We start from the raw sequence: 24094 nt of genomic DNA on the forward strand, positions 1-24094 counted from the left end.
TAAAGTTAGGTTACAATATGATGAATTTTGTAGATGACTAGGAGGAAAAGAATGGCATACCAAGAAGACCTGCATCCTTTGCTGGGGAAAGCAGTTGAACATATTAATAAAGTAATGGTTGGAAAACGAGACATCGCCGTACTCAGCTTAGCAGCCATTCTTGCCAAAGGGCATGTGCTGCTTGAGGATGTGCCCGGAGTCGGTAAAACGATGATGGTCCGCGCGCTGGCAAAGTCAATCGGCGCCGATTTCAAAAGAATTCAATTCACTCCGGATTTGCTGCCATCTGATGTCACAGGCGTGTCCATCTATAATGCGAAAACGATGGAATTTGAATACCGTCCCGGCCCGATTATGGGAAATATCGTGCTGGCCGATGAAATCAACCGTACCTCTCCGAAGACACAGTCTGCTTTGCTTGAAGCGATGGAAGAAGGAAGTGTAACGGTAGATGGCCATACGATGCCGCTTGCGGCTCCGTTTTTTGTGATGGCAACGCAAAACCCGTTCGAATATGAAGGGACGTACCCATTGCCGGAAGCCCAGCTTGACCGTTTTTTATTCAAACTTCGCATGGGTTATCCGACCTTTAATGAGGAGCTGGACGTCTTATCTCTTCAGGAAAAAAGCCATCCGATTGAGACGCTTGAGCCGGTTATTTCAAAAGAAGACTTCATCCGTTTGCAGCGGGAAGTGCAAAATGTCCGTGCCGATGACAGCATTAAAGAATATATTGTGGAAATCGTGCAGAAAACGAGACAGCATGCCTCTGTTCAATTAGGTGTCAGTCCGCGCGGATCAATCGCTCTCATGAAAGCGGCCCAAGCATATGCGCTGCTCCATCATCGCGACTATGTCATTCCGGATGATATTCAATATTTGGCTCCTTTCGCGCTTCCGCACCGGATGCTGCTGCAGCCAGAGGCGAAGTTTGAAGGAATCGAGGCAGGCGCGATCGTACGGGAGATCATGTCCATTGTGAAGGTACCGGTTCAAAGGTCGTCGATCCGCTGATGAAGAAGACGCAATGGCTGGTATATGGGTGGAAGCTGATTGTATTAACGCTATTGACGGCTGCTGTTTTTTCTTACGCGATGTTTCAAGGCGGCTTTGTCAGCTGGTTTTTGTTTTACGCGTTTCTCCCTTTTGTCGTGTATGCCGGGCTGCTGGCGTTGTATCCGCTCCGCTCTTTCCAGGCTTCACGGCAAATGGCCAAAACACAATTGCAAGCGGGGGACAGGCTGGGCGTGTCGGTAACGCTGAGAAGGAAGCTGCCGTTTCCGCTGATGTATATGGTGATTGAAGATTGCCTGCCAGAAGGAATCGAGTCATTGAACCGAGACGAAGCCGCGGCCAAACGTCTCGTTTTTCCTTGGTTTAAACGGCGTATGACGATGTCGTATGAATTAGCTCGCGTACCGCGCGGAGAACATCATTTTCATGCTGTCAGGGTACGAACCGGGGACGTTCTCGGCTTGATTGAAAAAACAGCTTTTTATGAGCTGGATGATACCCTGTTTGTCTATCCATCCTTTCAGCGTCTTTCTTATCAGGTGAATGAGAGGCATCAGGAAGATGGTGTAAGCGGTTCTTCTCCGGTTCATCAGCACCATTCCGCAGTCGCAGCGAGTGTTCGGGATTACCAGCCGGGAGACCGGTTTGCCGCGTTAGACTGGAAGACTTCTGCACGGCGGAGCCAGCTGATGACGAAGGAATTTGAACCGTCTCGAAGCAAAAATCTGTTTCTTCTGATGGACCGTTTTTCCTCTGAAGCATTCGAAGAGGTCGTTTCTGTGTCAGCTTCGATTCTTCATTCTGTTTTACAAAGCGGCGCGGGGGCAGGTTTGGCCTCAGTCGGAAAGGAAAAAACGCTTTTTCCTATTCAAGAAGGGGAGCAGCATTTTAAGCGCATGCTTCGGCATTTAGCCGTCGTTCATTGTGATGCGGCTGACCCGGTAAGCCGATATGTACGGGAGGAGCTGGGTAAGCCGTCTGTTCGCAAAGCTGATAAGGTGATCGTCACGGGGCAGTTCACGGAAGATTTGTTGAACTTAGCAGAAGCCGGGGGAGGCCGGTTTACAGTGATTCTGGCAAAAGAGAAAGACGCTGAGCTTTCTCAAGCTGAAAATGTCATGGTCGAACGCATGATGAAACGCCAAATCAGAGTTCAGGTCATGAGGGGCGGACGAGTTTCGCGTGTTGTTTAGAAAGAGGGGTGACGGTGCACATGCCGCACGATGATCAGAAGGGAAGCCGTTTGAGCTTGCTGCTATTTTATTTTCTGGCGTTTTTATTGCTGTGGGAGTGGCTCAGGCCGCTTGACCGTTTTACAGATACGAAACATACGGGCTTTTTTATTATCTTTATCGGCTTGACGTTTCTACTGAGTTTTTTCAGAATGAGGTGGTTTGTCACCGTTCCTTTTTGTGTCTTATTTACGTTGATCTCGGTGCACATCCTGTTTTATCAAGGGTCCATATTTGACTTGAACTGGGTCGGCTCTTTTTTGCGGGATGTCTATTTGAATATCACGCTGATACAATCAGGGCAATGGAATGACATGATTCCTTCGTTTCGGACCCTGCTGTTTTTTGTGCTGCTGTGGCTGCTGGTCTATCTCCTTCATTATTGGGTGATTTACCAGAGAAGAATCTTATTTTTCTTTATGATGACAGTAGCGTATATTACGATTCTTGATACCTTTACGCCATATGATGCCACTTTTGCCGTCATCCGTATCGTGCTGATCGGCTTCTTAATGCTTGGCCTTTTATACTTAGAACGCATCAAGCTGATGGAAAGAATCGCATTGCCAAAAGTATCTGTCCTGAAATGGTTTCTGCCGTTATCGGTATTCATTTTGGCTGCCGTGGGATTCGGACTTGCCGCTCCGAAATCAGATCCGGCTTGGCCTGATCCGGTGCCTTTTCTTAAAAAAATCACCAATCAAGAGCGTGTGCCGGCTGGTGAAAGCAAAATCGGATACGGGAACCATGACGAATCACTCGGCGGCCCGTTTCAGCAGGATGATACCCCTGTTTTTACTTGGCAGGGAAAAGAGCGTACGTATTTCCGTGTGGAAACGAAGGATACGTATACCGGAAAAGGCTGGATTGAAACAGACACAGGCATGTCATATCAGCTAAGCGGAGGGAAAGTTGAAAATCTATGGTTTGACCACAAGGTTGCGACAGAGCGCAGCGCCGTCCGTGTCAAAGTTGATGAACACTACGGGTATAACCATGTGATGTATCCGATCGGTGCGAAAACCATACAGCCAAAGCAGGCTGTCTCGCTTGAAATGAACGGAAACACGGAACAAATTTCCCCGATCAGTGAACAAGCCGGTGAGATCAGAAATATGGGGAGCTATACCGTAACGTACAATTCCCCGGTCTACAAGCTGGATGAGCTGAGAAAGGTGAAAGTGAGAAACAACAGTGAGGAATACACATTCAGCAACCGCTATATGCAGCTGCCGGATTCACTGCCTGAGCGGGTGAGAACCCTTGCGGCCAAGCTGACTCAGGATCATGATAATATGTTTGATAAGGTGAAAGCGGTTGAGGACTATTTAGGTTCAAATCAGTTCACATATGAAACCGAAAACGTGACCATCCCTAAGGATGATGAGGATTATGTCGATCAATTTCTGTTTGAAACAAAGATGGGCTACTGTGATAACTTTTCTTCCGCTATGGTAGTGCTCCTGCGTTCGGCCGGCATCCCGGCCCGCTGGGTCAAGGGGTATACATCAGGCGAATATAAAGAAGCGGGAAACAAAAACGGCAGCATCTACGAGGTGACCAATAACAACGCCCATTCCTGGGTAGAGGTGTATTTTCCAGAACAGGGCTGGGTCACATTTGAGCCGACTAAAGGGTTTACAAACCCGGCTGCGTTTACTTCTTCTGACACAAAGGATTCCGGCAGCGAAAGCAGCAGCTCACCGGAGAAAACAAAAGAAGAGCAGAAAGAAGAGAAAAAACAGCCGGAAAAACAAAAGGAAAAACGGGAGACACCTGTTTCTAAAAAACCGTCCGCTTCACATGAAAATGCCGGGGCGGGCTGGTATGGAGCGCTTGCGATTCTTGCAGTCCTGCTCTTGGCAGCGATCTTTCTGTATGTTTTCCGTTCGCTATGGATTCCTATTTTCATTGTAAGAAAATTGAAGCGGCGCAGCGATCAGCACGTGTTTTTTGAGGCATATGGCGCGCTGCTGAAACAGCTGAAGAGAAGAGGCATGCCGAAACGAGACAGTGAAACGCTGCGTGACTATGCGAAACGAAGCGATGGAAAATATGGCTCGGAAGACATGTCAAAGCTGACATCAAGCTATGAACGGGCGCTTTACAGAAATGAAGATTCGACGGCGCTTTGGAATGAAACCAGAGAGTTATGGGAAAATTTAATTAAAAGAAGATGGTCTTGACCGCTTATCGACGTGTTGTTAGAATTAGTGAATATTATCGGAGTCTGGGAGCGAGTTACCGGACTCCGGCAAACGGCCTTGCCAAAGAGGGCGGATCGTGCTTCATATCTGTCCTCGTTTTTTTCTGTGTCAAAAAACTTAGAGGAGATTAGGTGACAACCATGACAAAGTTAGTGAATGAAATGATTCTTGTCCTTGATTTCGGCAGTCAGTATAACCAGCTGATTACACGCCGTATCCGTGAATTCGGTGTATACAGCGAGCTGCATCCCCATACATTGACGGCTGAAGAAATTAAAGAAATGAATCCGAAAGGAATTATTTTATCCGGCGGTCCAAACAGTGTGTATGATGAAAACTCTTTCCGCTGTGACGAGAAAATCTTCGAGCTTGATATTCCTGTTTTGGGAATTTGCTACGGCATGCAGTTGATGACTCATTACCTTGGCGGTAAAGTTGAAGCGGCAAGCCAGCGTGAATACGGAAAAGCAAACATCCACATCGAAGGCGCACCTGATTTGTTCAAAGATCTTCCGAACGAACAAGTGGTTTGGATGAGCCACGGCGATTTGGTTGTAGAAGTTCCTGAAGGCTTCACTGTTGACGCGACAAGCCATCACTGCCCGAATTCAGCGATGAGCAAAGCGGACAAAAAATGGTACGGCGTTCAGTTCCATCCGGAAGTGCGCCACTCTGAATACGGCAATGACCTTCTGAAAAACTTTGTATTCGGCGTTTGCGAATGTGAAGGCAAATGGTCAATGGAGAACTTTATCGAAATTGAAATGCAAAAAATCCGTGAAACGGTCGGAGATAAGCAGGTTCTTTGTGCGCTTAGCGGCGGCGTTGATTCCTCTGTTGTTGCTGTTTTGATTCATAAAGCGATCGGTGACCAGCTGACTTGTATCTTTGTAGACCATGGTCTTCTCCGTAAAGGCGAGGCTGAAGGGGTTATGAAAACATTCAGCGAAGGCTTTAACATGAACGTCATTAAAGTAGACGCACAAGACAGATTCTTAAATAAACTAAAAGGCGTTTCTGATCCTGAGCAAAAACGCAAAATCATCGGTAATGAATTCATTTACGTGTTCGATGATGAAGCGGACAAGCTCAAAGGCATCGACTATCTTGCACAAGGAACGCTTTACACTGATATCATCGAGAGCGGTACGGCAACGGCGCAAACGATCAAATCTCATCACAATGTCGGCGGGCTTCCAGAAGACATGCAGTTTGAATTGATCGAGCCGTTAAACACGCTCTTCAAAGACGAAGTGCGCGCGCTTGGCACAGAGCTCGGCATTCCCGATGACATCGTATGGCGCCAGCCTTTCCCAGGACCGGGACTCGGTATCCGCGTTCTTGGCGAAGTAACAGAAGAAAAACTGGAAATCGTTCGTGAATCAGATGCGATTTTACGTGAAGAAGTTGCGAATCACGGGTTAGAGCGTGATATCTGGCAATACTTCACTGTTCTTCCTGACATCCGCAGCGTTGGTGTAATGGGTGATGCAAGAACATATGATTACACAATCGGAATCCGCGCCGTTACTTCAATTGACGGCATGACATCTGACTGGGCTCGTATCCCGTGGGATGTGCTTGAAGTCATTTCGACACGTATCGTAAACGAAGTGAAGCACATTAACCGCGTGGTGTACGATATTACAAGTAAGCCGCCTGCGACGATTGAGTGGGAGTAAGTAAATAGCGAGTAGAAAAACGTCCCTTTTACAAAAAAAAGGGGCGTTTTTTTTGTTACCTTTTTGAAACCGTTTCGGCGATTTTCATATCTAACAATATAGGAGGTGGATAAGGTGAAGGAAGAAAGATTGATTACAAAGGCGAGAAAAGGAAATACGCGCGCCTTTGAAAAGCTTATGCTGGCACATCAGGATACTTTATATAAAACAGCTTATCTCTATTTGAGAAATAAAGAAGATGCACTTGATGCTGTACAGGAAACGGCTTATAAAGCCTTTATTCATATAGAAAAACTAAAAGAGCCAAAGTATTTTTTAACATGGCTTACTCGAATATTGATCAATTCCATTTTCACCATGAATAAAAAGAAAGGAGATTTGGTTCCGTTAGAGAAACAGCATGATACTGGCACTGATCAAGCCAATATCGAGGAATACATGGATTTGCGAAATGCGATTGATTCACTTGATGAACATGTTCAGCTCACGATTCAGCTCTATTATTTTCAAGATTATTCGATTTCAATGATAGCTGAACAAACGGGAATGGCAGAAGGCACAATAAAAACACATTTACAAAGAGCGAGAAAAGCATTGAAACAGGAGCTGGAAAAGGAGGACCAAAACAAATGGACAAATACCAAGTAAAACAGATGTATGACGAAATAAAAGTGCCAAAGAAAGCACTCAAAAAGGCAATACATCAAGCTGTCGTTCGTGCTGAAAATGAAAGTGACAGCAGGCGCCGTTTTAAATGGGGACGAGTCCTAACAAATGGTATCGCTGTTACTGCTGTGGTAGGTATACTGTATTTAACGTCCGGTCTTTTTCTGCCATCTGTAAACAAAGCGATGGGAAGCATACCCATTGTCGGCCAAATTTATAAGGATTTTCAAGATAAAGTTGGCCTATCATTGTTTAAAAGCAATTTGGTCACAGCTTTAAATGAAAAAGCAGAGTCTAGGGGAATCACTGTTTCTGTAAATAGCTCATATTACGATGCCGGACAGCTTGTCTATAACTTTACTGTGGATAACTTCCAGTCTGATGAAAAAGAGATCATGTATGATGTGGACGAAGCGAGTTATAACGACAAGTTTTCGATCAACTACGATTCTTTAATGCTTAAAAAATTAAATAACAAGCAATACGCAGGACAATTAAGGATTTATACAAATGGTACTGAAATAAAAAATGGGGATACCGTGCCTTTTGTTATTACTCATATTAATGAAATACAGGGGAATTGGAGATTTAATCTGCCTATTACCAAAAAGAATGCAAGTTTTTTAGAAAGTTCAAAGGTGGTATCGGCTTATCATAATCGTTATCAATTTTCCAATATTCAAGTGGAAAACGGAAAACTTGGATCTGTCCTTCAATTTACAATCGATTATCAAGGCATAGCAAAGAATGATGAGGTTGAAATTAACGAGGTCAAAGATGATTTAGGAAACACATATGAGATGACAGCGTCAAACATCGAACTTGGAGATCGCAAAAAAATGAACGAGAGAACGGTAAGAGCCAAAGGCCAAACACAGTTAAAATCACCAATCAATCCAAAAGCGAAAAAGCTAACATTAATAGCAGATATTAGATCTGAGGCTGAGGGCAGTGAAATCGTTCCGCTAAATGCAGAGATGCCGTTTCGTGTTTCAGAAACAAAACATCAAAACATAGGGATTGAAATCAATAACATGAAACAAGAAGGGAGGAAAGTATTGGTTCATTACCGCTTCACTGGAGTTGATACTTCAAGTATGAACGAAGATGACTTAGTGAATATAGGTGAAATGATTGGCCTTGGTGATATAAAAAAAATGCAATCATGGCCTGATCCAATGGCTTATTATGAAGAAGGTTATTATTTGAAATGGAATAAAGCTGAAGTGAAAAATGTGAACACAGCCGAAATGTTATCTACTTTTGAACTGGATGATGCCTATCTTGATAAGCTTTCTTTAAAGCATTTTGAGTTTAATGAATACGGTCTTTATATTGATAAAGGCGTTTTAAATGACCTGTTTCAACGAAAGCCATTCTCGTTTACTGTACCAGTGCATCAGGTGAGTCAGCCTGCCAAGATAAAATAAGCATAAGTTGAAAAGCCGTATGAAGTCATACATACGGTTTTTATAATTGTTACCAATTTAGTCAATAGACGAATAAACCAATTTTTTTAATAAGTAATGTTCGTTTTTTATATTGTCATTTCAAAACGAACTTGGTACAATAGACACAGAAATCAAATAAGATAATTCGTATAATCGCGGGGATATGGCTCGCAAGTCTCTACCAAGCTACCGTAAATGGCTTGACTACGTAAACATTTCTTTCGTTTGATATAAATAAAACACGTTTATTTATTCGAACTGAAATCCGTCTGTAGTCAAGCGTCCCAAAATGCAAAATGCATTGGGGCGTTTTTTATTTGGCGTTTTCAGGGCAGGATAAATAACAAAGAGTGAAGGGAGTCAAATAGCTTGAAAAAGTTTTTTCAGTTTGATGAGCTGGGCACCAGCTATCGCAATGAAATCATTGGCGGATTAACGACTTTTTTATCTATGGCATATATTCTGTTCGTCAATCCGATTACACTTGCTTTGGAGAGCGTGAAAGATTTTCCGGAAGCGCTGAGAATTGACCAAGGAGCGGTCTTTACAGCGACAGCACTGGCGTCTGCAGCAGGCTGTATCTTAATGGGTCTGATCGCGAGATATCCGATCGCCATCGCGCCAGGTATGGGGCTAAACGCGTTTTTTGCGTTTTCTGTCGTCCTCGGCATGGGCATTTCATGGCAGGCCGCTTTGTCTGGTGTTTTCATTTCAGGTCTTATCTTTGTTGCTCTTTCGTTAACAGGTTTTCGTGAAAAAATCATCAACGCCATTCCCCCAGAGCTGAAATTGGCAGTCGGCGCGGGTATCGGCCTGTTTATTACATTCGTTGGATTACAAGGTTCAGGAATTATTACATCCAACCCTTCCACACTCGTCACCATCGGAAACATTCACAGCGGTCCTGTGCTGTTAACGATTTTCGGTGTAATTGTAACGGTTATTTTAATGGTGCTTCGCGTTAACGCGGGCGTGTTTATCGGGATGCTGTTAACTGCGGTTGCCGGCATGATTTTCGGTTTGGTTCCGGTTCCGACTCAAATCATCGGCAGTGTGCCGAGCCTTGAGCCGACTTTCGGACAAGCGTGGCTTCACCTGCCGGATATTTTCTCCGTACAAATGCTGATCGTCATTTTAACGTTCTTGTTTGTCGGATTTTTTGATACAGCGGGTACACTGGTTGCTGTGGCAACTCAAGCTGGTTTAATGAAGGAAAACAAATTGCCGCGTGCGGGCCGTGCGCTTTTAGCTGATTCATCTTCCATTGTCATCGGCGCCATGCTCGGTACGTCTACCACAACTTCTTACGTGGAATCAAGCTCAGGTGTCGCTGCGGGTGCCCGCTCAGGATTGGCGGCAATTGTAACAGGTATTCTCTTTTTACTGGCTACGTTTTTCTCGCCGCTTCTATCAGTCGTTACCTCAAATGTAACGGCTCCAGCGCTGATCATTGTCGGTGCATTGATGGTGGCGCCGCTTGGCAAAATCGCTTGGGATAAGTTCGAGGTGGCCGTTCCCGCTTTCCTTACCATGATCATGATGCCGTTAACATACAGCATTGCAACCGGGATTGCCATCGGATTTATTTTCTATCCGATTACGATGGTATGCAAAGGAAAAGCCAAAGAGGTCCATCCGATTATGTACGGGCTGTTTATCGTTTTTATCCTGTACTTTATCTTCTTAAAATAACGAATGAAACCAGCTGCCTCGGCAGCTGGTTTTTTGTTGCAAAAGGTAAAACCATTTCATACGATATACCGTCATGTAGATGTGCCGCCATGCTTTACTTAAATGGAAATGACTTGACTGTTTAGGAAGGCTTCGGTACCTTATATAAGTGTTTTATTTTCTTGCTGAATGGTATTCCGCCGTATTTTTTTGATAGGAGTTGCTGACATGACGGAAGAAAGAAAAGAAACGTTTGAAGAAGAAGTTAACCAGAGTGAAAGAATAGATACAGATGAAGAACCGCTATCGAGAATGTCCAGAAAGGCGAGCCGGCAAAGCAAGCAGAAGCAAAAACAAAAGCAGAAACCGCATCAGGAACGCGGTGGTGTATCCATTGCTAAAGACAAGCTTGCGTCTGTATGGGCAGCCATCAACAGATATTGCGGTTTTGCGTTCTCGATTTTAAAATCACCGGCGAAAACCGTCGTGGCGGATGGTTTTTCTCATTATAAGTATGGTTTGATTTCAATGCTTATATTCAGTATGATCTTTTCAATCGGGAACTGGTTTCAGTTAAAGGCCAGCTGGAATCGGCCGCTCGGTTTCGGAGAACGCCATCATGCTTTCTATGACGGATTTTTAATTGTTCTTGTCTATTTGCTTCTCTTTTTCGCGGTAATGGTCTTAGCCGTATGGGCCGTCTCCCGCTATATGATGAAGCAGAAGGTGACGTTTAGAGAAGTGGCTGCAGGTTTGGGTTCATTGCTTGTACCGGTGATTGCTGTTTCAATTCTTTGGCTGATCTTTGCGATCGTGAATATCCCGATGCTGACAGTTCTTTTTACAGTGCTGATCTTGTTTTCGATCTTTTTTATGATGGCGCTGTATGTGCAGCGTCTGTATCAGGCGGCACAAGATGCACCGATTGATTATATCTATTGTGTATTTGCAGTAGTTGCGGCCGTGCTGCTGTTTGCGGCGGTGACTTGGCCGTTTATTTCTGAATATTTCACAGCGTCGCTGATTCCGCTTTAATTTGAAAAAACCGGCTGTTCATAGCCGGTTTTTTGATGTCACAATTTTTACAAATATATCTAAAAAACATAGTTGATTTGTAGGATTAATCCGTGTATGATGAGGAAAATGCTGTAAACGTCCAGCGTACAAACCTTTATATTTTGGAGGATGATGGACATGGCTGAAGTACTTCGCCGAGCGATTAATCAAAAGAAGCAATTTTTAAAAACCAAATTACTGCTCTCGGAATTTTATCAGGGAAGAGGGGAACAGCTTGCTGATTATACGCTGAGTGAGCTTGAGAAAGAATACAAGTCCCTTCTGAAAATGAAAAAAGAGATCTGACAATATATGAGAAAAGGTGAGTCTGCTGAAAAGCGGGCTTTTTTGTTTTGATGTTGAAAAGGTAAGAAAGAGGGTAAACTACTACTGTTCAATCTGAAAAAGCGTGTCGAAATATTTTCCTTAGGCTTACGGCCTCAGTTGATTGTAAACGACGCGTTTCTCTAGTAGAATATGATTGCTTTATGCAAGATGAAGAGTAGGGGGATGAAATGAAATGATGCAAACCATCTTATCAAATGGAATAGCCATGGTTCTCATAATTCTCATTATTAATATTGTCTATGTGTCATTTTTTACGATAAGAATGATTTTAACGCTGAAAGGCCAGCGTTATTTAGCGGCCGGCATCAGTACGATTGAAATACTGGTTTATGTGACAGGATTGAGCCTGGTGCTCGATAACTTAGACCAGATTCAAAATGTGATTGCGTACGCGCTCGGTTACGGTCTTGGTGTCATTGTCGGCATGAAAATAGAAGAAAAATTGGCGCTTGGCTATATTATGGTCAATGTGATTACGAAGGAGCTTGATGTTGATCTTCCGAGGCAGCTCCGTGAAAAAGGCTACGGTGTGACAAACTGGGTGGTCGGCGGGCTTGAAGGCGACCGCACAGCCCTTCAGATTCTGACACCGAGAAAATATGAACTCCAGCTGTATGATACGATTAAGACAATTGATTCAAAAGCCTTTATTATTGCGTATGAACCAAAATCAATCCACGGCGGCTTCTGGGTCAAAGCGGTGAAGAAGAGGAGAATTAAAGAATAATGGCAAAGCCCAAGAAGAAAAAGTTTGAAGTGACAGAGCAGCAAACGATTGATGCTGTGCTTCAGCAAATGAAAGAAGAAGGATATTTGCCTGTGCGGCGAATGGAGGAGCCTGTTTTTATGGAGAAAAAGGAAAATGGGTCAATTCAGATCGTTCCATGCGGGAAAAAAATCGTATTTGAAGGGAAATTGATCTAAAACACGAACATTAGCAGAATGAATTTTTGTATCGTTCGATAATGTCGTTGACATTATCCATGTCCGTTGTTAAGATAAACATGAAATCAAAACACGACCTCATATAATCTTGGGAATATGGCCCATAAGTTTCTACCTGGCAACCGTAAATTGCCGGACTATGCAGGAAAGTGATCGATAAAACTGACATGGATATATCGCAGAAGCGAACGACTGACGATACATGTACCATGCCCGGTTTGTATTGCTTCCTCATAAGTGCAATGCAGAGCGGGTATTTTTTATTTTCTGAAAACAAAAGCATGAGAAGGTGGGAACAGAATGCAGCCGCTAGTAGGAATCATCATGGGAAGCACTTCCGATTGGGAGACAATGAAAAACGCATGCGACATACTTGACGAACTTAATGTTCCGTACGAAAAGAAGGTCGTTTCCGCTCACCGGACGCCTGATTTCATGTTTGAATACGCTGAAACCGCGAGAGAAAGAGGCATCAAGGTGATTATCGCAGGTGCCGGAGGAGCGGCGCATCTGCCAGGGATGACGGCGGCGAAAACAACACTGCCGGTCATCGGAGTTCCGGTTCAGTCCAAGGCGCTGAACGGAATGGATTCTCTGCTTTCCATCGTCCAAATGCCTGGAGGCGTGCCTGTTGCGACAACAGCTATCGGCAAAGCGGGCGCTGTGAACGCCGGGCTGTTAGCGGCGCAAATGTTGTCAGCTTTTGACGAGGATCTTGCCCGTAAGCTGGATGAGAGAAGAGAAAATACAAAACAGACAGTGTTAGAAAGCAGTGATCAGCTTGTCTAAACAAATCATCTATCCAGGAGCAGTGATCGGCATTATCGGCGGCGGCCAGCTTGGAAAAATGATGGCTGTGTCCGCCAAACAAATGGGGTATAAAGTCGCGGTCGTGGATCCGGTGAAAGATTCGCCATGCGGGCAGGTTGCGGATATTGAAATTACCGCTCATTACAATGACCGTGAAGCGATTCGAAAATTGGCTGAAATCAGCGACATCATCACGTATGAGTTTGAAAACATCGATTATGATGCGCTGCATTGGCTAAAAGATCATGCCTATCTCCCGCAAGGAAGTGAACTGCTGCTCATTACCCAAAACCGTGAAACAGAGAAAAAAGCCATTCAAGACGCGGGCTGTGAAGTTGCTCCGTACAGCATCGTCAATACAAAGGATGGATTGAAACAGGCGGTACAGGAGCTTGGACTTCCCGCAGTGCTGAAAACATGCCGCGGCGGATACGATGGCAAAGGCCAATTTGTGATCAAGGAAGAGGAGCAAATTGAGCAGGCTGCCGCTCTTTTAGAACACGGTACTTGCATTCTCGAAAGCTGGGTTTCTTTTGAAATGGAAATGTCGGTCATCGTCGTCAGATCGGTAAACGGCGAAATTTCAACATTTCCGGCAGCTGAAAACATTCACCACAACAATATCCTCTTCCAAAGCATCGCGCCTGCACGGGTGGAAAAAGCGATCCAGAGGAATGCTGCTGATTTGGCCGTTAAGCTTGCAGATGAGCTTCACCTTGTCGGGCCGCTCGCTGTTGAAATGTTCCTGACAGAAGACGGCGAGCTTTTGGTCAATGAACTGGCGCCAAGACCGCATAATTCAGGGCATTATACGCTGGACCTTTGCGAAACGAGCCAGTTTGAACAGCATATCAGAGCGGTATGCGGCCTTCCGCTCGGTAAAACAGATTTGCTGAAGCCGGGCATGATGGTGAATCTACTCGGCGATGAAGTGAAACTTGTTGAGGAAGAGCCAGAGCTTATAAAAGAAGCAAAGCTCTATATATACGGAAAACATGAAATCAAAAAAGGCCGCAAAATGGGGCATATTACATTTATGAAGCAGCCTGAAGACCAATGGATTCAGGAGATCACAAATAAATGGATGAATAGAGATGGAGGACAAGCAGAATGATCGAACGTTATTCAAGACCTGAAATGTCCGCAATTTGGACGGATGAAAACAGATTTCAAGCATGGCTGGAGGTTGAGATTCTTGCCTGTGAAGCGTGGGCGGAGCTTGGCGTCATTCCGAAAGAAGACGTAAAGGTCATGCGCGAGAACGCGTCATTTGACATCAACCGCATTTTAGAAATCGAACAGGATACCCGCCATGACGTTGTCGCTTTTACACGCGCCGTTTCCGAATCACTGGGCGAAGAAAGAAAATGGGTGCACTACGGCTTAACGTCAACTGACGTTGTGGATACCGCTCTTTCTTACTTATTAAAACAGGCAAACGATATTCTGCTCAAGGACCTTGAGAGATTTGTTGACATTATAAAAGAAAAAGCGAAAGAACATAAATACACAGTGATGATGGGGCGCACACACGGCGTACACGCTGAGCCTACAACATTCGGCTTAAAACTTGCGCTTTGGCATGAGGAAATGAAACGTAATCTTGAGCGTTTCAAACAAGCGAAAGAAGGCATCGAGGTTGGAAAGATTTCCGGCGCTGTCGGCACATATGCGAACATTGACCCATTTGTTGAGCAATATGTCTGTGAGAAGCTCGGATTGAAAGCAGCACCGATTTCAACCCAAACCCTTCAGCGCGACCGCCATGCTGATTATATGGCGACACTTGCTTTGATCGCGACAAGCATCGAGAAGTTCGCAGTGGAAATTCGCGGTCTGCAAAAGAGTGAAACACGCGAAGTTGAGGAATTTTTCGCGAAAGGGCAAAAAGGTTCATCTGCAATGCCGCACAAACGCAATCCGATCGGCTCTGAAAACATGACAGGCATTGCGCGCGTCATCCGCGGCTACATGCTGACGGCTTACGAAAATGTTCCATTATGGCATGAGCGCGATATTTCTCATTCTTCAGCAGAACGGATTATTCTGCCGGATGCGACAATCGCGCTGAACTACATGCTGAACCGCTTCTCTAACATCGTGAAGAACTTAACGGTCTTCCCGGAAAACATGAAGCGCAACATGGACCGCACACTCGGCCTTATTTACTCTCAGCGTGTGCTGCTTGCTTTGATCGACACAGGTCTGACTCGTGAAGAAGCCTATGATACAGTACAGCCGAAAGCAATGGAAGCGTGGGAAAAACAAGTGCCGTTCCGTGAGCTTGTGGAAGCGGAAGAGAAAATCACGTCCCGTCTTTCTCCAGAAAAAATGGCTGACTGTTTTGATTACAACTACCATCTGAAAAATGTTGATCTGATCTTTGAACGTTTAGGTTTAGCATAGAAGAAGCTTTTAGGCGGCTTCTTCTATGCCGCCGTGTTTGAAAATTCCCAAGATTCGGATTAGGAGGCCTTCCGTGAATATTGTGAAGAATGAACTTTTATACGAAGGAAAAGCAAAAAAGATCTACAAAACCGATGACGAAAACACGTTGTATGTCGTGTATAAAGACTCCGCCACTGCTTTTAACGGCGAGAAAAAAGCAGAAATCAGCGGCAAAGGGCGCTTAAATAACGAGATTTCAAGCCTGATTTTCAAACATCTTCACGCTAAAGGCATTAACAACCACTTTATCGAGCGCATGTCGGAAACGGAGCAGCTCATCAAAAAGGTAACGATTGTGCCGCTTGAAGTCGTCGTCAGAAATGTTGTGGCAGGAAGCATGTCTAAACGTCTCGGCATTCCAGAAGGCACCGAGCTTGAACAGCCGATTATCGAGTTTTACTACAAGGATGACGCGCTGGGTGATCCGCTCATCACGGAAGATCATATTTGGCTCTTGAAAGCGGCAACTCCTGAGCAGGTAGAAAACATTAAGTCCATTACAAAAACAGTAAATGAAGAGCTTCAAACCATTTTTGCCGATTGTCACGTCAGATTAATAGATTTTAAGCTTGAATTCGGTTTAGATCCAGACGGACAAGTGCTTTTGGCCGATGAAATTTCACCAGACACATGCCGCTTGTGGGATAAAAACACGAACGAAAAGCTGGACAAAGATTTATTCAGACGCAATCTTGGAAGCTTAACCGACGCATATGAAGAGATTTTCAAAAGACTGGGAGGCATTCATCATGTATAAAGTAAAAGTTTATGTCAGCTTAAAAGAAAGTGTACTAGATCCACAAGGGAGCGCTGTCCAGCATGCCTTGCACAGTATGACTTACAACGAAGTTCAAGATGTGCGCATCGGGAAATATATGGAGCTTACGATCGAAAAATCTGATCGTGATCTTGACGTGCTAGTGAAAGAAATGTGCGAAAAACTTCTTGCGAATACAGTGATTGAAGATTACAGATATGAAGTTGAGGAGGTAGTCGCACAGTGAAATTTGCGGTGATTGTGTTACCTGGATCCAACTGTGATATCGATATGTATCATGCTGTAAAGGATGAGCTCGGCCATGAAGCGGAATACGTCTGGCATGAGGAAACAAGCCTTGACGGCTTCGATGGCGTATTAATTCCGGGAGGATTTTCTTACGGCGATTATTTGAGATGCGGGGCTATTGCCCGATTTGCGAATATTATGCCAGCTGTCAAACAGGCGGCGGCTGAAGGAAAACCAGTTCTCGGCGTCTGCAATGGATTCCAAATTTTACAGGAGCTTGGCCTTCTGCCAGGCGCAATGAGACGTAACAAAGATTTGAAGTTCATTTGCCGGCCGGCTGAATTAATTGTTCAGAACGACGAAACATTATTCACATCTTCCTACGAAAAGGGCCAATCGATTACAATCCCGGTTGCCCATGGAGAAGGGAACTTCTACTGTGATGACGACACGCTTGCTTCATTGAAAGAAAACAACCAAATTGCTTTCACATACGGCTCCGATATTAACGGAAGTGTCAGCGGCATTGCCGGTGTCGTGAATGAGAAAGGCAACGTATTAGGCATGATGCCTCACCCTGAGCGCGCGGTCGATGAACTGCTTGGAAGCGCCGACGGTCTAAAATTATTTCAGTCTATCGTGAAAAATTGGAGGGAAACTCATGTCACTACTGCTTGAACCAAGTAAAGAACAAATAAAAGAAGAGAAAATGTATCAGCAAATGGGTGTCAGTGATGATGAGTTTGCATTGATTGAATCCATTCTTGGAAGATTGCCGAACTACACAGAAATCGGAATTTTTTCTGTCATGTGGTCAGAGCATTGCAGCTACAAAAACTCAAAGCCGATTCTGCGTAAATTCCCGACAAGCGGCGAGCGCGTGCTGCAAGGTCCGGGGGAAGGCGCTGGAATCGTTGATATCGGTGATAACCAAGCGGTTGTGTTCAAAATTGAATCACATAACCACCCATCAGCTCTCGAACCTTACCAAGGCGCTGCGACTGGCGTAGGCGGCATTATCCGTGACGTATTCTCAATGGGTGCCCGTCCAATCGCTGTATTGAACTCTCTTCGATTTGGTGAACTGACTTCACCGCGCGTGAAGTACTTGTTTGAAGAAGTAGTAGCGGGTATCGCGGGGTACGGCAACTGTATCGGCATCCCGACAGTCGGCGGAGAAGTGCAGTTTGACAGCAGCTATGAAGGAAATCCGCTCGTCAACGCAATGTGCGTCGGATTAATTAATCATGAAGACATCAAAAAAGGCCAGGCGAAGGGTCTCGGCAACACAGTGATGTACGTAGGAGCGAAAACGGGGCGTGATGGAATCCACGGCGCTACGTTTGCTTCTGAAGAAATGTCTGATTCGTCTGAAGAAAAACGCTCTGCTGTTCAAGTGGGCGATCCGTTTATGGAGAAGCTTTTGCTTGAAGCATGTCTGGAAGTCATCCAATGTGATGCGTTAGTCGGCATTCAGGATATGGGAGCTGCCGGTTTAACAAGCTCAAGCGCGGAAATGGCAAGTAAAGCCGGCTCTGGCATTGAGATGAATCTTGACCTGATTCCTCAGCGTGAAACAGGTATGACTGCATATGAAATGATGCTTTCTGAATCACAGGAGCGGATGCTTTTGGTCATCGAGCGCGGACGTGAGCAGGAGATCATCGATATTTTTGACAAATACGATCTTGAAGCGGTTTCTGTCGGACGTGTAACAGACGATAAGATGCTTCGCCTGACACACAAAGGTGAGATTGTGTGCGAGCTGCCCGTTGATGCCTTGGCAGAAGAAGCGCCGGTTTACCATAAGCCTTCTCAAGAGCCTGCTTACTACCGCGAGTTTTTAGAGACGGATGTTCCGGCTCCGCAAATTGAAAATGCGAATGAAACACTGAAGGCACTCCTGCAGCAGCCGACGATCGCAAGCAAAGAGTGGGTTTACGATCAATATGACTACATGGTGCGGACGAACACAGTTGTCGCTCCTGGATCTGACGCAGGTGTTCTCAGAATCCGCGGAACGAAAAAGGCGCTGGCGATGACGACAGACTGTAACGCGCGTTATCTCTATCTTGATCCTGAAGTCGGCGGGAAAATTGCTGTCGCTGAAGCGGCGCGCAACATCATTTGCTCAGGTGCAGAGCCGCTTGCGGTCACAGATAACCTTAACTTCGGAAACCCGGAGAAACCGGAAATCTTCTGGCAGATCGAAAAAGCGGCTGACGGCATCAGCGAGGCGTGCAATGTTCTCAGCACACCGGTTATCGGCGGAAACGTATCGCTTTATAACGAATCAAACGGCACGGCGATTTACCCGACACCTGTTATCGGCATGGTCGGCTTAATTGAAGATACAGCCCACATTACAACACAGCATTTCAAACAAGCGGGTGACCTCGTCTACGTGATCGGTGAAACAAAACCTGAGTTTGCGGGAAGCGAGCTGCAAAAAATGACAGAAGGCAGCATTTACGGAAAAGCGCCGCAAATCGATCTTGATGTAGAGCTGTCACGCCAAAAAGCATTGCTTGACGCGATTAAAAAAGGCTTTGTTCAATCCGCGCATGATGTGTCTGAAGGCGGTTTAGGCGTAGCGATTGCAGAAAGTGTCATGACGACGGAAAACCTTGGCGCGAACGTGACTGTAGAAGGGGAAGCGGCGTTATTATTCTCTGAATCTCAATCCCGCTTTGTCGTTTCTGTGAAAAAAGAACATCAAGCAGCGTTTGAAGCGACTGTAAAAGATGCCGTTCACATCGGTGAGGTTACAGCGGACGGACTTCTGGCGATTCAAAACCAAGACGGACAACAATTGATTCATGCGCAAACGAATGATCTTGAACGCGCATGGAAAGGAGCTATCCCATGCTTGCTGAAATCAAAGGCTTAAATGAAGAGTGCGGCGTATTTGGGATTTGGGGACATGAAGAAGCTCCACAAATCACGTATTACGGTCTCCACAGCCTCCAGCACCGAGGACAGGAGGGCGCTGGCATTGTGGCGACAGACGGTGAAAAACTGACGGCGCACAAAGGCCAAGGGCTGATCACTGAAGTATTTCAAAATGGCGAGCTCAGCAAAGTAAAAGGAAAAGGCGCAATCGGGCACGTTCGGTACGCAACGGCTGGAGGCGGCGGATACGAAAATGTTCAGCCGCTCCTCTTCCGTTCCCAAAATAACGGAAGCCTGGCGCTTGCCCATAACGGAAACCTAGTCAATGCCACTCAGCTGAAGCAGCAGCTCGAAAATCAAGGGAGTATCTTTCAGACCTCTTCGGACACAGAGGTTTTGGCTCACTTGATCAAAAGAAGCGGCCACTTCACGCTGAAGGATCAAATTAAAAACTCGCTTTCCATGCTGAAAGGGGCCTACGCATTCCTGATCATGACCGAAACAGAAATGATCGTCGCGCTCGACCCGAACGGGCTCAGACCGCTGTCAATCGGCATGATGGGCGACGCTTATGTGGTCGCATCAGAAACGTGCGCATTTGATGTGGTCGGCGCAACGTACCTTCGTGAGGTAGAACCGGGCGAAATGCTGATCATCAATGATGAAGGCATGAAATCAGAGCGTTTTTCCATGAATATCAACCGTTCCATTTGCAGCATGGAGTACATTTATTTCTCAAGGCCGGACAGCAATATTGAAGGGATTAACGTGCACAGTGCTCGTAAAAACCTTGGGAAAATGCTTGCTCAGGAATCCGCAGTTGAAGCCGATGTCGTAACAGGGGTTCCGGATTCCAGTATTTCAGCGGCGATCGGCTATGCAGAAGCAACAGGCATCCCGTACGAGCTCGGCTTAATCAAAAACCGTTATGTCGGCAGAACGTTTATTCAGCCGTCTCAGGCTCTTCGTGAGCAAGGCGTCAGAATGAAGCTTTCTGCTGTGCGCGGGGTTGTGGAAGGCAAACGCGTCGTTATGGTAGATGACTCGATCGTGCGCGGAACAACAAGCCGCCGGATTGTCACGATGCTCAGAGAAGCGGGTGCGACAGAAGTGCATGTGAAAATCAGTTCACCGCCAATCGCTCATCCGTGCTTTTACGGCATTGATACTTCCACTCACGAAGAACTGATCGCGTCTTCCCATTCAGTTGAAGAAATCCGTCAGGAAATCGGAGCCGACACTCTCTCATTTTTGAGTGTGGAAGGGCTGCTGAAAGGCATCGGCAGAAAATACGATGACTCTAATTGCGGACAGTGTCTCGCTTGCTTTACAGGAAAATATCCGACTGAAATTTACCAGGATACAGTGCTTCCTCATGTAAAAGAAGCGGTATTAACCAAATAAACCTTGAAAATGACATAAAGGCAGCGCAGTTCGGCTGCCTTCTCTTTCTGCCCTCGTTCGGGGAGATATTTTGAAAAGCGCCTAAAAGGAGTGAATAGGATGTCTGAAGCATATAAAAACGCAGGGGTTGACATCGAAGCCGGATATGAAGCTGTAAAACGAATGAAAAAACATGTGGAGCGTACAAAACGGCTTGGCGTTATGGGCAGCCTTGGCGGTTTTGGCGGCATGTTTGACCTGTCTGAGCTTTCTTATCAAAAACCGGTTTTAATTTCGGGAACAGACGGTGTCGGCACAAAATTAAAGCTCGCTTTTTCTATGGATAAGCACGACACGATTGGCGTTGACGCTGTTGCGATGTGTGTCAATGACGTGCTGGCACAAGGTGCAGAACCGCTGTTTTTCCTCGATTATTTAGCGGTCGGCAAAGCGGATCCTGTGAAAATTGAGCAGATCGTACAAGGTGTGGCGGACGGCTGTGAGCAGTCAGGTTCAGCCCTAGTTGGCGGCGAAACGGCTGAAATGCCGGGACTATATACAGCTGATGAATACGATATTGCCGGTTTCTCAGTCGGAGTGGTTGAAAAGGACGAAATCGTGACTGGTGAAAACATCGAGGAGGGCCATCTTTTGATCGGCCTCAGCTCGAGCGGCCTTCACAGCAACGGATTTTCCCTTGTAAGAAAAGTGCTTCTAGATGATGCGGAGCTGGATCTTGATAAAACATACGAACCGTTTGACCGCCGACTTGGCGAGGAGCTGCTTGAACCGACAAGAATTTACGTGAAGCCTGTGCTTGCCGCGGTGAAGAGCGGAAAAGTCGACGGCATGGCGCACGTGACAGGCGGAGGATTCATCGAAAATATCCCGCGCATGCTTCCAGAAGGCTTAAGTGCGGAAATCGATCACGGCTCATGGCCGATCCCGCCGATTTTCTCTTTCCTGCAAGAGTACGGCAAGCTGAAGGAAGAAGACATGTTCAATGTCTTTAATATGGGCATCGGCTTTGTTTTGGCAGTCAAAGAAGAGCATCTGACAGATGTGATCGAAACGCTTGAAAGCCATGGCGAAAAAGCCTATTTGATCGGGCGTGTGAAACAAGGTGAAGGCGTCACATTCGGCGGTGCGGCACTTTCATGAAAAAAATTGCGGTATTTGCATCCGGAAACGGTTCAAACTTCGAAGCCATCGTCACGCGTTTGAAAGAGGAGAACTGGGATGCGTCCGTATCGCTTCTCGTTTGCGACAAACCGCAGGCGAAAGCCATCGAACGGGCGGAAACGTTCCATATTCCATCCTTTGCATTTGAACCGAAGTCTTATGAAAACAAGGCCGCATTTGAACGGGCCATTATTGAACAGCTTCACCTTCATAACGTTGAACTGATTGTTCTTGCCGGCTATATGAGGCTGATCGGTGACACGCTGCTTCAGGCATACGGAGGAAAAATCATTAACATTCACCCGTCGCTTCTTCCGGCGTTCCCCGGAATCGACGCAGTCGGGCAGGCGTACCGCGCGGGTGTGAAGGTTGCCGGAATCACCGTGCATTATGTCGATGAAGGAATGGATACAGGCCCGATCATCGCTCAAAAGGCAATCGAAATTAACGAACATGATACATTGGAAACAATCGAACAGCGGATTCACAAACTTGAGCATAAATGGTATCCCAGTGTGATTAAACAGCTATTAGGATTAAATAACAGAGGTGAAAAGGCATGACCATTAAACGTGCATTAATCAGTGTTTCAGATAAAACAAATCTCGTTCCTTTCGTAAAAGAACTGACAGAGCTTGGCGTTGAAGTCATTTCAACAGGCGGAACGAAAAGGCTTCTTCAAGAAAACGGTGTGAATGTCATCGGAATTTCTGAAGTGACAGGCTTTCCTGAAATTATGGACGGGCGCCTTAAAACACTTCATCCGAATATTCACGGCGGCCTTCTGGCGGTTCGCGGCAATGAAGAGCATATGGCGCAGATCAATGAACACGGGATTCAGCCGATTGACCTCGTTGTCGTCAACCTCTATCCATTTAAAGAAACGATCTCTAAAGCAGATGTCACATATGAAGAAGCGATCGAAAATATCGACATCGGCGGCCCGGGCATGCTGCGTGCGGCATCAAAAAACCATCAGGATGTGACGGTTATCGTCGATCCGGCGGATTACAGCCCAGTGCTGAATCAAATCAAAGAAGAAGGCGGCGTATCACTTCAGAAAAAACGCGAGCTGGCGGCAAAAGTATTCCGTCATACTGCGGCGTATGATGCACTGATCGCTAACTATCTGACAGATGTTGTCGGTGAAAAAGAACCAGAGCAATTCACTGTGACATTTGAGAAAAAACAATCACTTCGCTACGGAGAAAACCCGCATCAGGAAGCGACATTCTATCAAACAGCTCTTCCTGTCAAAGGCTCCATTGCGCAAGCAGAACAGCTTCACGGAAAAGAGCTTTCTTACAACAACATTAAAGACGCGGACGCGGCAGTTCAAATCGTCCGTGAATTCACTGAGCCGGCTGCGGTTGCCGTCAAGCATATGAATCCGTGCGGCGTAGGAACTGGAAAAACGATCGCAGAAGCGTTTGACAGAGCGTTTGAAGCGGATAAAACTTCTATCTTCGGCGGCATTATCGCGCTGAACCGGGAAGTGGACAAGGCAACTGCCGAAGCGCTTCACAACATTTTCTTAGAAATCATCATTGCGCCTTCATTCAGCCAAGAAGCGCTTGACATCCTGACTGCGAAGAAAAATCTTCGTCTGCTGACGCTTGATGTGTCTGCTGCTGCTCAAAAGGAAAAACAGCTGACATCCGTTCAAGGCGGGTTGCTGATTCAAGATTTGGATATGCACGGCTTTGATGATGCTGAGATCAGCGTTCCGACAAAAAGAGAGCCAAACGAGCAAGAGTGGGAAGACTTGAAGCTTGCTTGGAAAGTCGTCAAGCATGTGAAATCAAATGCGATCGTTCTCGCGAAGGACAACATGACAGTCGGCGTGGGAGCAGGCCAAATGAACCGCGTCGGATCAGCGAAAATCGCCATTGAGCAAGCAGGTGAAAAAGCGAAAGGCAGCGCGCTCGGATCTGATGCATTTTTCCCAATGCCGGATACTGTCGAAGAAGCGGCAAAAGCGGGCGTAACGGCTATTATTCAGCCGGGGGGATCTGTACGTGATGAGGATTCCATCAAAAAAGCGGATGAGTACGGCATTGCCATGGTATTCACCGGCATCAGACACTTCAAACATTAAGGG

General features: G+C 45.9%; 22 protein-coding genes and 2 riboswitches. All 22 genes read left to right on the forward strand.

The window, feature by feature from the left end:
- Positions 1–51 precede the first annotated feature (51 nt).
- The 22 genes from ACY3LV_RS13795 to purH all read left to right on the forward strand — a co-directional run bounded on the left by ACY3LV_RS13795 (position 52) and on the right by purH (position 24091).
- Complete coding sequence (locus tag ACY3LV_RS13795; protein WP_333561775.1) at positions 52–1014, forward strand: MoxR family ATPase; 963 nt, start codon at positions 52–54, stop codon at positions 1012–1014.
- Positions 1011–2207, forward strand: a complete 1197-nt coding sequence (locus tag ACY3LV_RS13800) for a DUF58 domain-containing protein (protein ID WP_333561851.1) — start codon at positions 1011–1013, stop codon at positions 2205–2207. Before ACY3LV_RS13795 ends, ACY3LV_RS13800 begins: the two co-directional genes overlap by 4 nt.
- A 20-nt stretch (positions 2208–2227) precedes the next feature.
- A complete protein-coding gene (locus ACY3LV_RS13805) occupies positions 2228–4432 on the forward strand; it encodes a DUF4129 domain-containing transglutaminase family protein (RefSeq protein WP_464863983.1) in 2205 nt (734 codons plus the stop codon).
- 161 nt (positions 4433–4593) lie between these two features.
- Positions 4594–6135: a glutamine-hydrolyzing GMP synthase gene (gene guaA, locus ACY3LV_RS13810; protein ID WP_087991386.1), complete on the forward strand. Its 1542-nt coding sequence runs from the start codon at positions 4594–4596 to the stop codon at positions 6133–6135.
- Between the two features lie 114 nt (positions 6136–6249).
- The gene (locus tag ACY3LV_RS13815) at positions 6250–6783 is read left to right on the forward strand and encodes a sigma-70 family RNA polymerase sigma factor (RefSeq protein ID WP_464863984.1); all 534 of its coding nucleotides are present in this window, start codon (positions 6250–6252) and stop codon (positions 6781–6783) included.
- On the forward strand, positions 6765–8231 hold the full coding sequence (locus ACY3LV_RS13820) for a DUF4179 domain-containing protein (RefSeq protein WP_333561778.1): 1467 nt from the start codon (positions 6765–6767) through the stop codon (positions 8229–8231). The genes ACY3LV_RS13815 and ACY3LV_RS13820 overlap by 19 nt, the downstream gene beginning before the upstream one ends.
- A 146-nt stretch (positions 8232–8377) precedes the next feature.
- Positions 8378–8479: riboswitch (purine riboswitch) on the forward strand.
- A 142-nt stretch (positions 8480–8621) separates the two neighbouring features.
- The gene (pbuG, locus tag ACY3LV_RS13825) at positions 8622–9944 is read left to right on the forward strand and encodes a hypoxanthine/guanine permease PbuG (RefSeq protein WP_333561779.1); all 1323 of its coding nucleotides are present in this window, start codon (positions 8622–8624) and stop codon (positions 9942–9944) included.
- Positions 9945–10151: 207 nt separating this feature from the next.
- Complete coding sequence (locus tag ACY3LV_RS13830; protein ID WP_333561780.1) at positions 10152–10958, forward strand: hypothetical protein; 807 nt, start codon at positions 10152–10154, stop codon at positions 10956–10958.
- A gap of 159 nt (positions 10959–11117) precedes the next feature.
- On the forward strand, positions 11118–11285 hold the full coding sequence (locus ACY3LV_RS13835; protein WP_052245624.1) for a Fur-regulated basic protein FbpA: 168 nt from the start codon (positions 11118–11120) through the stop codon (positions 11283–11285).
- Between the two features lie 214 nt (positions 11286–11499).
- Positions 11500–12054 carry a DUF2179 domain-containing protein gene (locus ACY3LV_RS13840; RefSeq protein ID WP_148963481.1) on the forward strand — a complete coding sequence of 185 codons (555 nt, stop codon included), beginning with the start codon at positions 11500–11502 and terminating at the stop codon, positions 12052–12054.
- The gene (locus tag ACY3LV_RS13845; RefSeq protein WP_148963482.1) at positions 12054–12251 is read left to right on the forward strand and encodes an NETI motif-containing protein; all 198 of its coding nucleotides are present in this window, start codon (positions 12054–12056) and stop codon (positions 12249–12251) included. Before ACY3LV_RS13840 ends, ACY3LV_RS13845 begins: the two co-directional genes overlap by 1 nt.
- A 79-nt stretch (positions 12252–12330) precedes the next feature.
- Positions 12331–12432, forward strand: a riboswitch (purine riboswitch).
- Between the two features lie 140 nt (positions 12433–12572).
- The gene (purE, locus tag ACY3LV_RS13850; protein WP_087991339.1) at positions 12573–13061 is read left to right on the forward strand and encodes a 5-(carboxyamino)imidazole ribonucleotide mutase; all 489 of its coding nucleotides are present in this window, start codon (positions 12573–12575) and stop codon (positions 13059–13061) included.
- Positions 13054–14196 (forward strand): 5-(carboxyamino)imidazole ribonucleotide synthase, encoded by a 1143-nt coding sequence (gene purK, locus ACY3LV_RS13855; RefSeq protein WP_148963483.1) that lies wholly within the window; start codon positions 13054–13056, stop codon positions 14194–14196. Before purE ends, purK begins: the two co-directional genes overlap by 8 nt.
- Positions 14193–15488, forward strand: a complete 1296-nt coding sequence (gene purB, locus ACY3LV_RS13860; protein ID WP_148963484.1) for an adenylosuccinate lyase — start codon at positions 14193–14195, stop codon at positions 15486–15488. Before purK ends, purB begins: the two co-directional genes overlap by 4 nt.
- Positions 15489–15561: 73 nt before the next feature.
- A complete protein-coding gene (purC, locus tag ACY3LV_RS13865; protein WP_148963485.1) occupies positions 15562–16287 on the forward strand; it encodes a phosphoribosylaminoimidazolesuccinocarboxamide synthase in 726 nt (241 codons plus the stop codon).
- Positions 16280–16534 carry a phosphoribosylformylglycinamidine synthase subunit PurS gene (gene purS / locus ACY3LV_RS13870; RefSeq protein ID WP_003219409.1) on the forward strand — a complete coding sequence of 85 codons (255 nt, stop codon included), beginning with the start codon at positions 16280–16282 and terminating at the stop codon, positions 16532–16534. The genes purC and purS overlap by 8 nt, the downstream gene beginning before the upstream one ends.
- Positions 16531–17214, forward strand: a complete 684-nt coding sequence (purQ, locus tag ACY3LV_RS13875; RefSeq protein ID WP_087991343.1) for a phosphoribosylformylglycinamidine synthase subunit PurQ — start codon at positions 16531–16533, stop codon at positions 17212–17214. Before purS ends, purQ begins: the two co-directional genes overlap by 4 nt.
- Positions 17198–19426: a phosphoribosylformylglycinamidine synthase subunit PurL gene (purL, locus tag ACY3LV_RS13880; protein ID WP_333561781.1), complete on the forward strand. Its 2229-nt coding sequence runs from the start codon at positions 17198–17200 to the stop codon at positions 19424–19426. The genes purQ and purL overlap by 17 nt, the downstream gene beginning before the upstream one ends.
- On the forward strand, positions 19402–20832 hold the full coding sequence (gene purF / locus ACY3LV_RS13885; RefSeq protein ID WP_148963487.1) for an amidophosphoribosyltransferase: 1431 nt from the start codon (positions 19402–19404) through the stop codon (positions 20830–20832). Before purL ends, purF begins: the two co-directional genes overlap by 25 nt.
- A gap of 99 nt (positions 20833–20931) precedes the next feature.
- Positions 20932–21972 (forward strand): phosphoribosylformylglycinamidine cyclo-ligase, encoded by a 1041-nt coding sequence (gene purM / locus ACY3LV_RS13890; protein ID WP_087991346.1) that lies wholly within the window; start codon positions 20932–20934, stop codon positions 21970–21972.
- Positions 21969–22556 (forward strand): phosphoribosylglycinamide formyltransferase, encoded by a 588-nt coding sequence (gene purN / locus ACY3LV_RS13895; protein ID WP_148963489.1) that lies wholly within the window; start codon positions 21969–21971, stop codon positions 22554–22556. Before purM ends, purN begins: the two co-directional genes overlap by 4 nt.
- The gene (gene purH / locus ACY3LV_RS13900; protein WP_333561782.1) at positions 22553–24091 is read left to right on the forward strand and encodes a bifunctional phosphoribosylaminoimidazolecarboxamide formyltransferase/IMP cyclohydrolase; all 1539 of its coding nucleotides are present in this window, start codon (positions 22553–22555) and stop codon (positions 24089–24091) included. Before purN ends, purH begins: the two co-directional genes overlap by 4 nt.
- Positions 24092–24094 lie beyond the last annotated feature (3 nt).

It is taken from the genome of Bacillus sp. 11C (assembly GCF_055486375.1).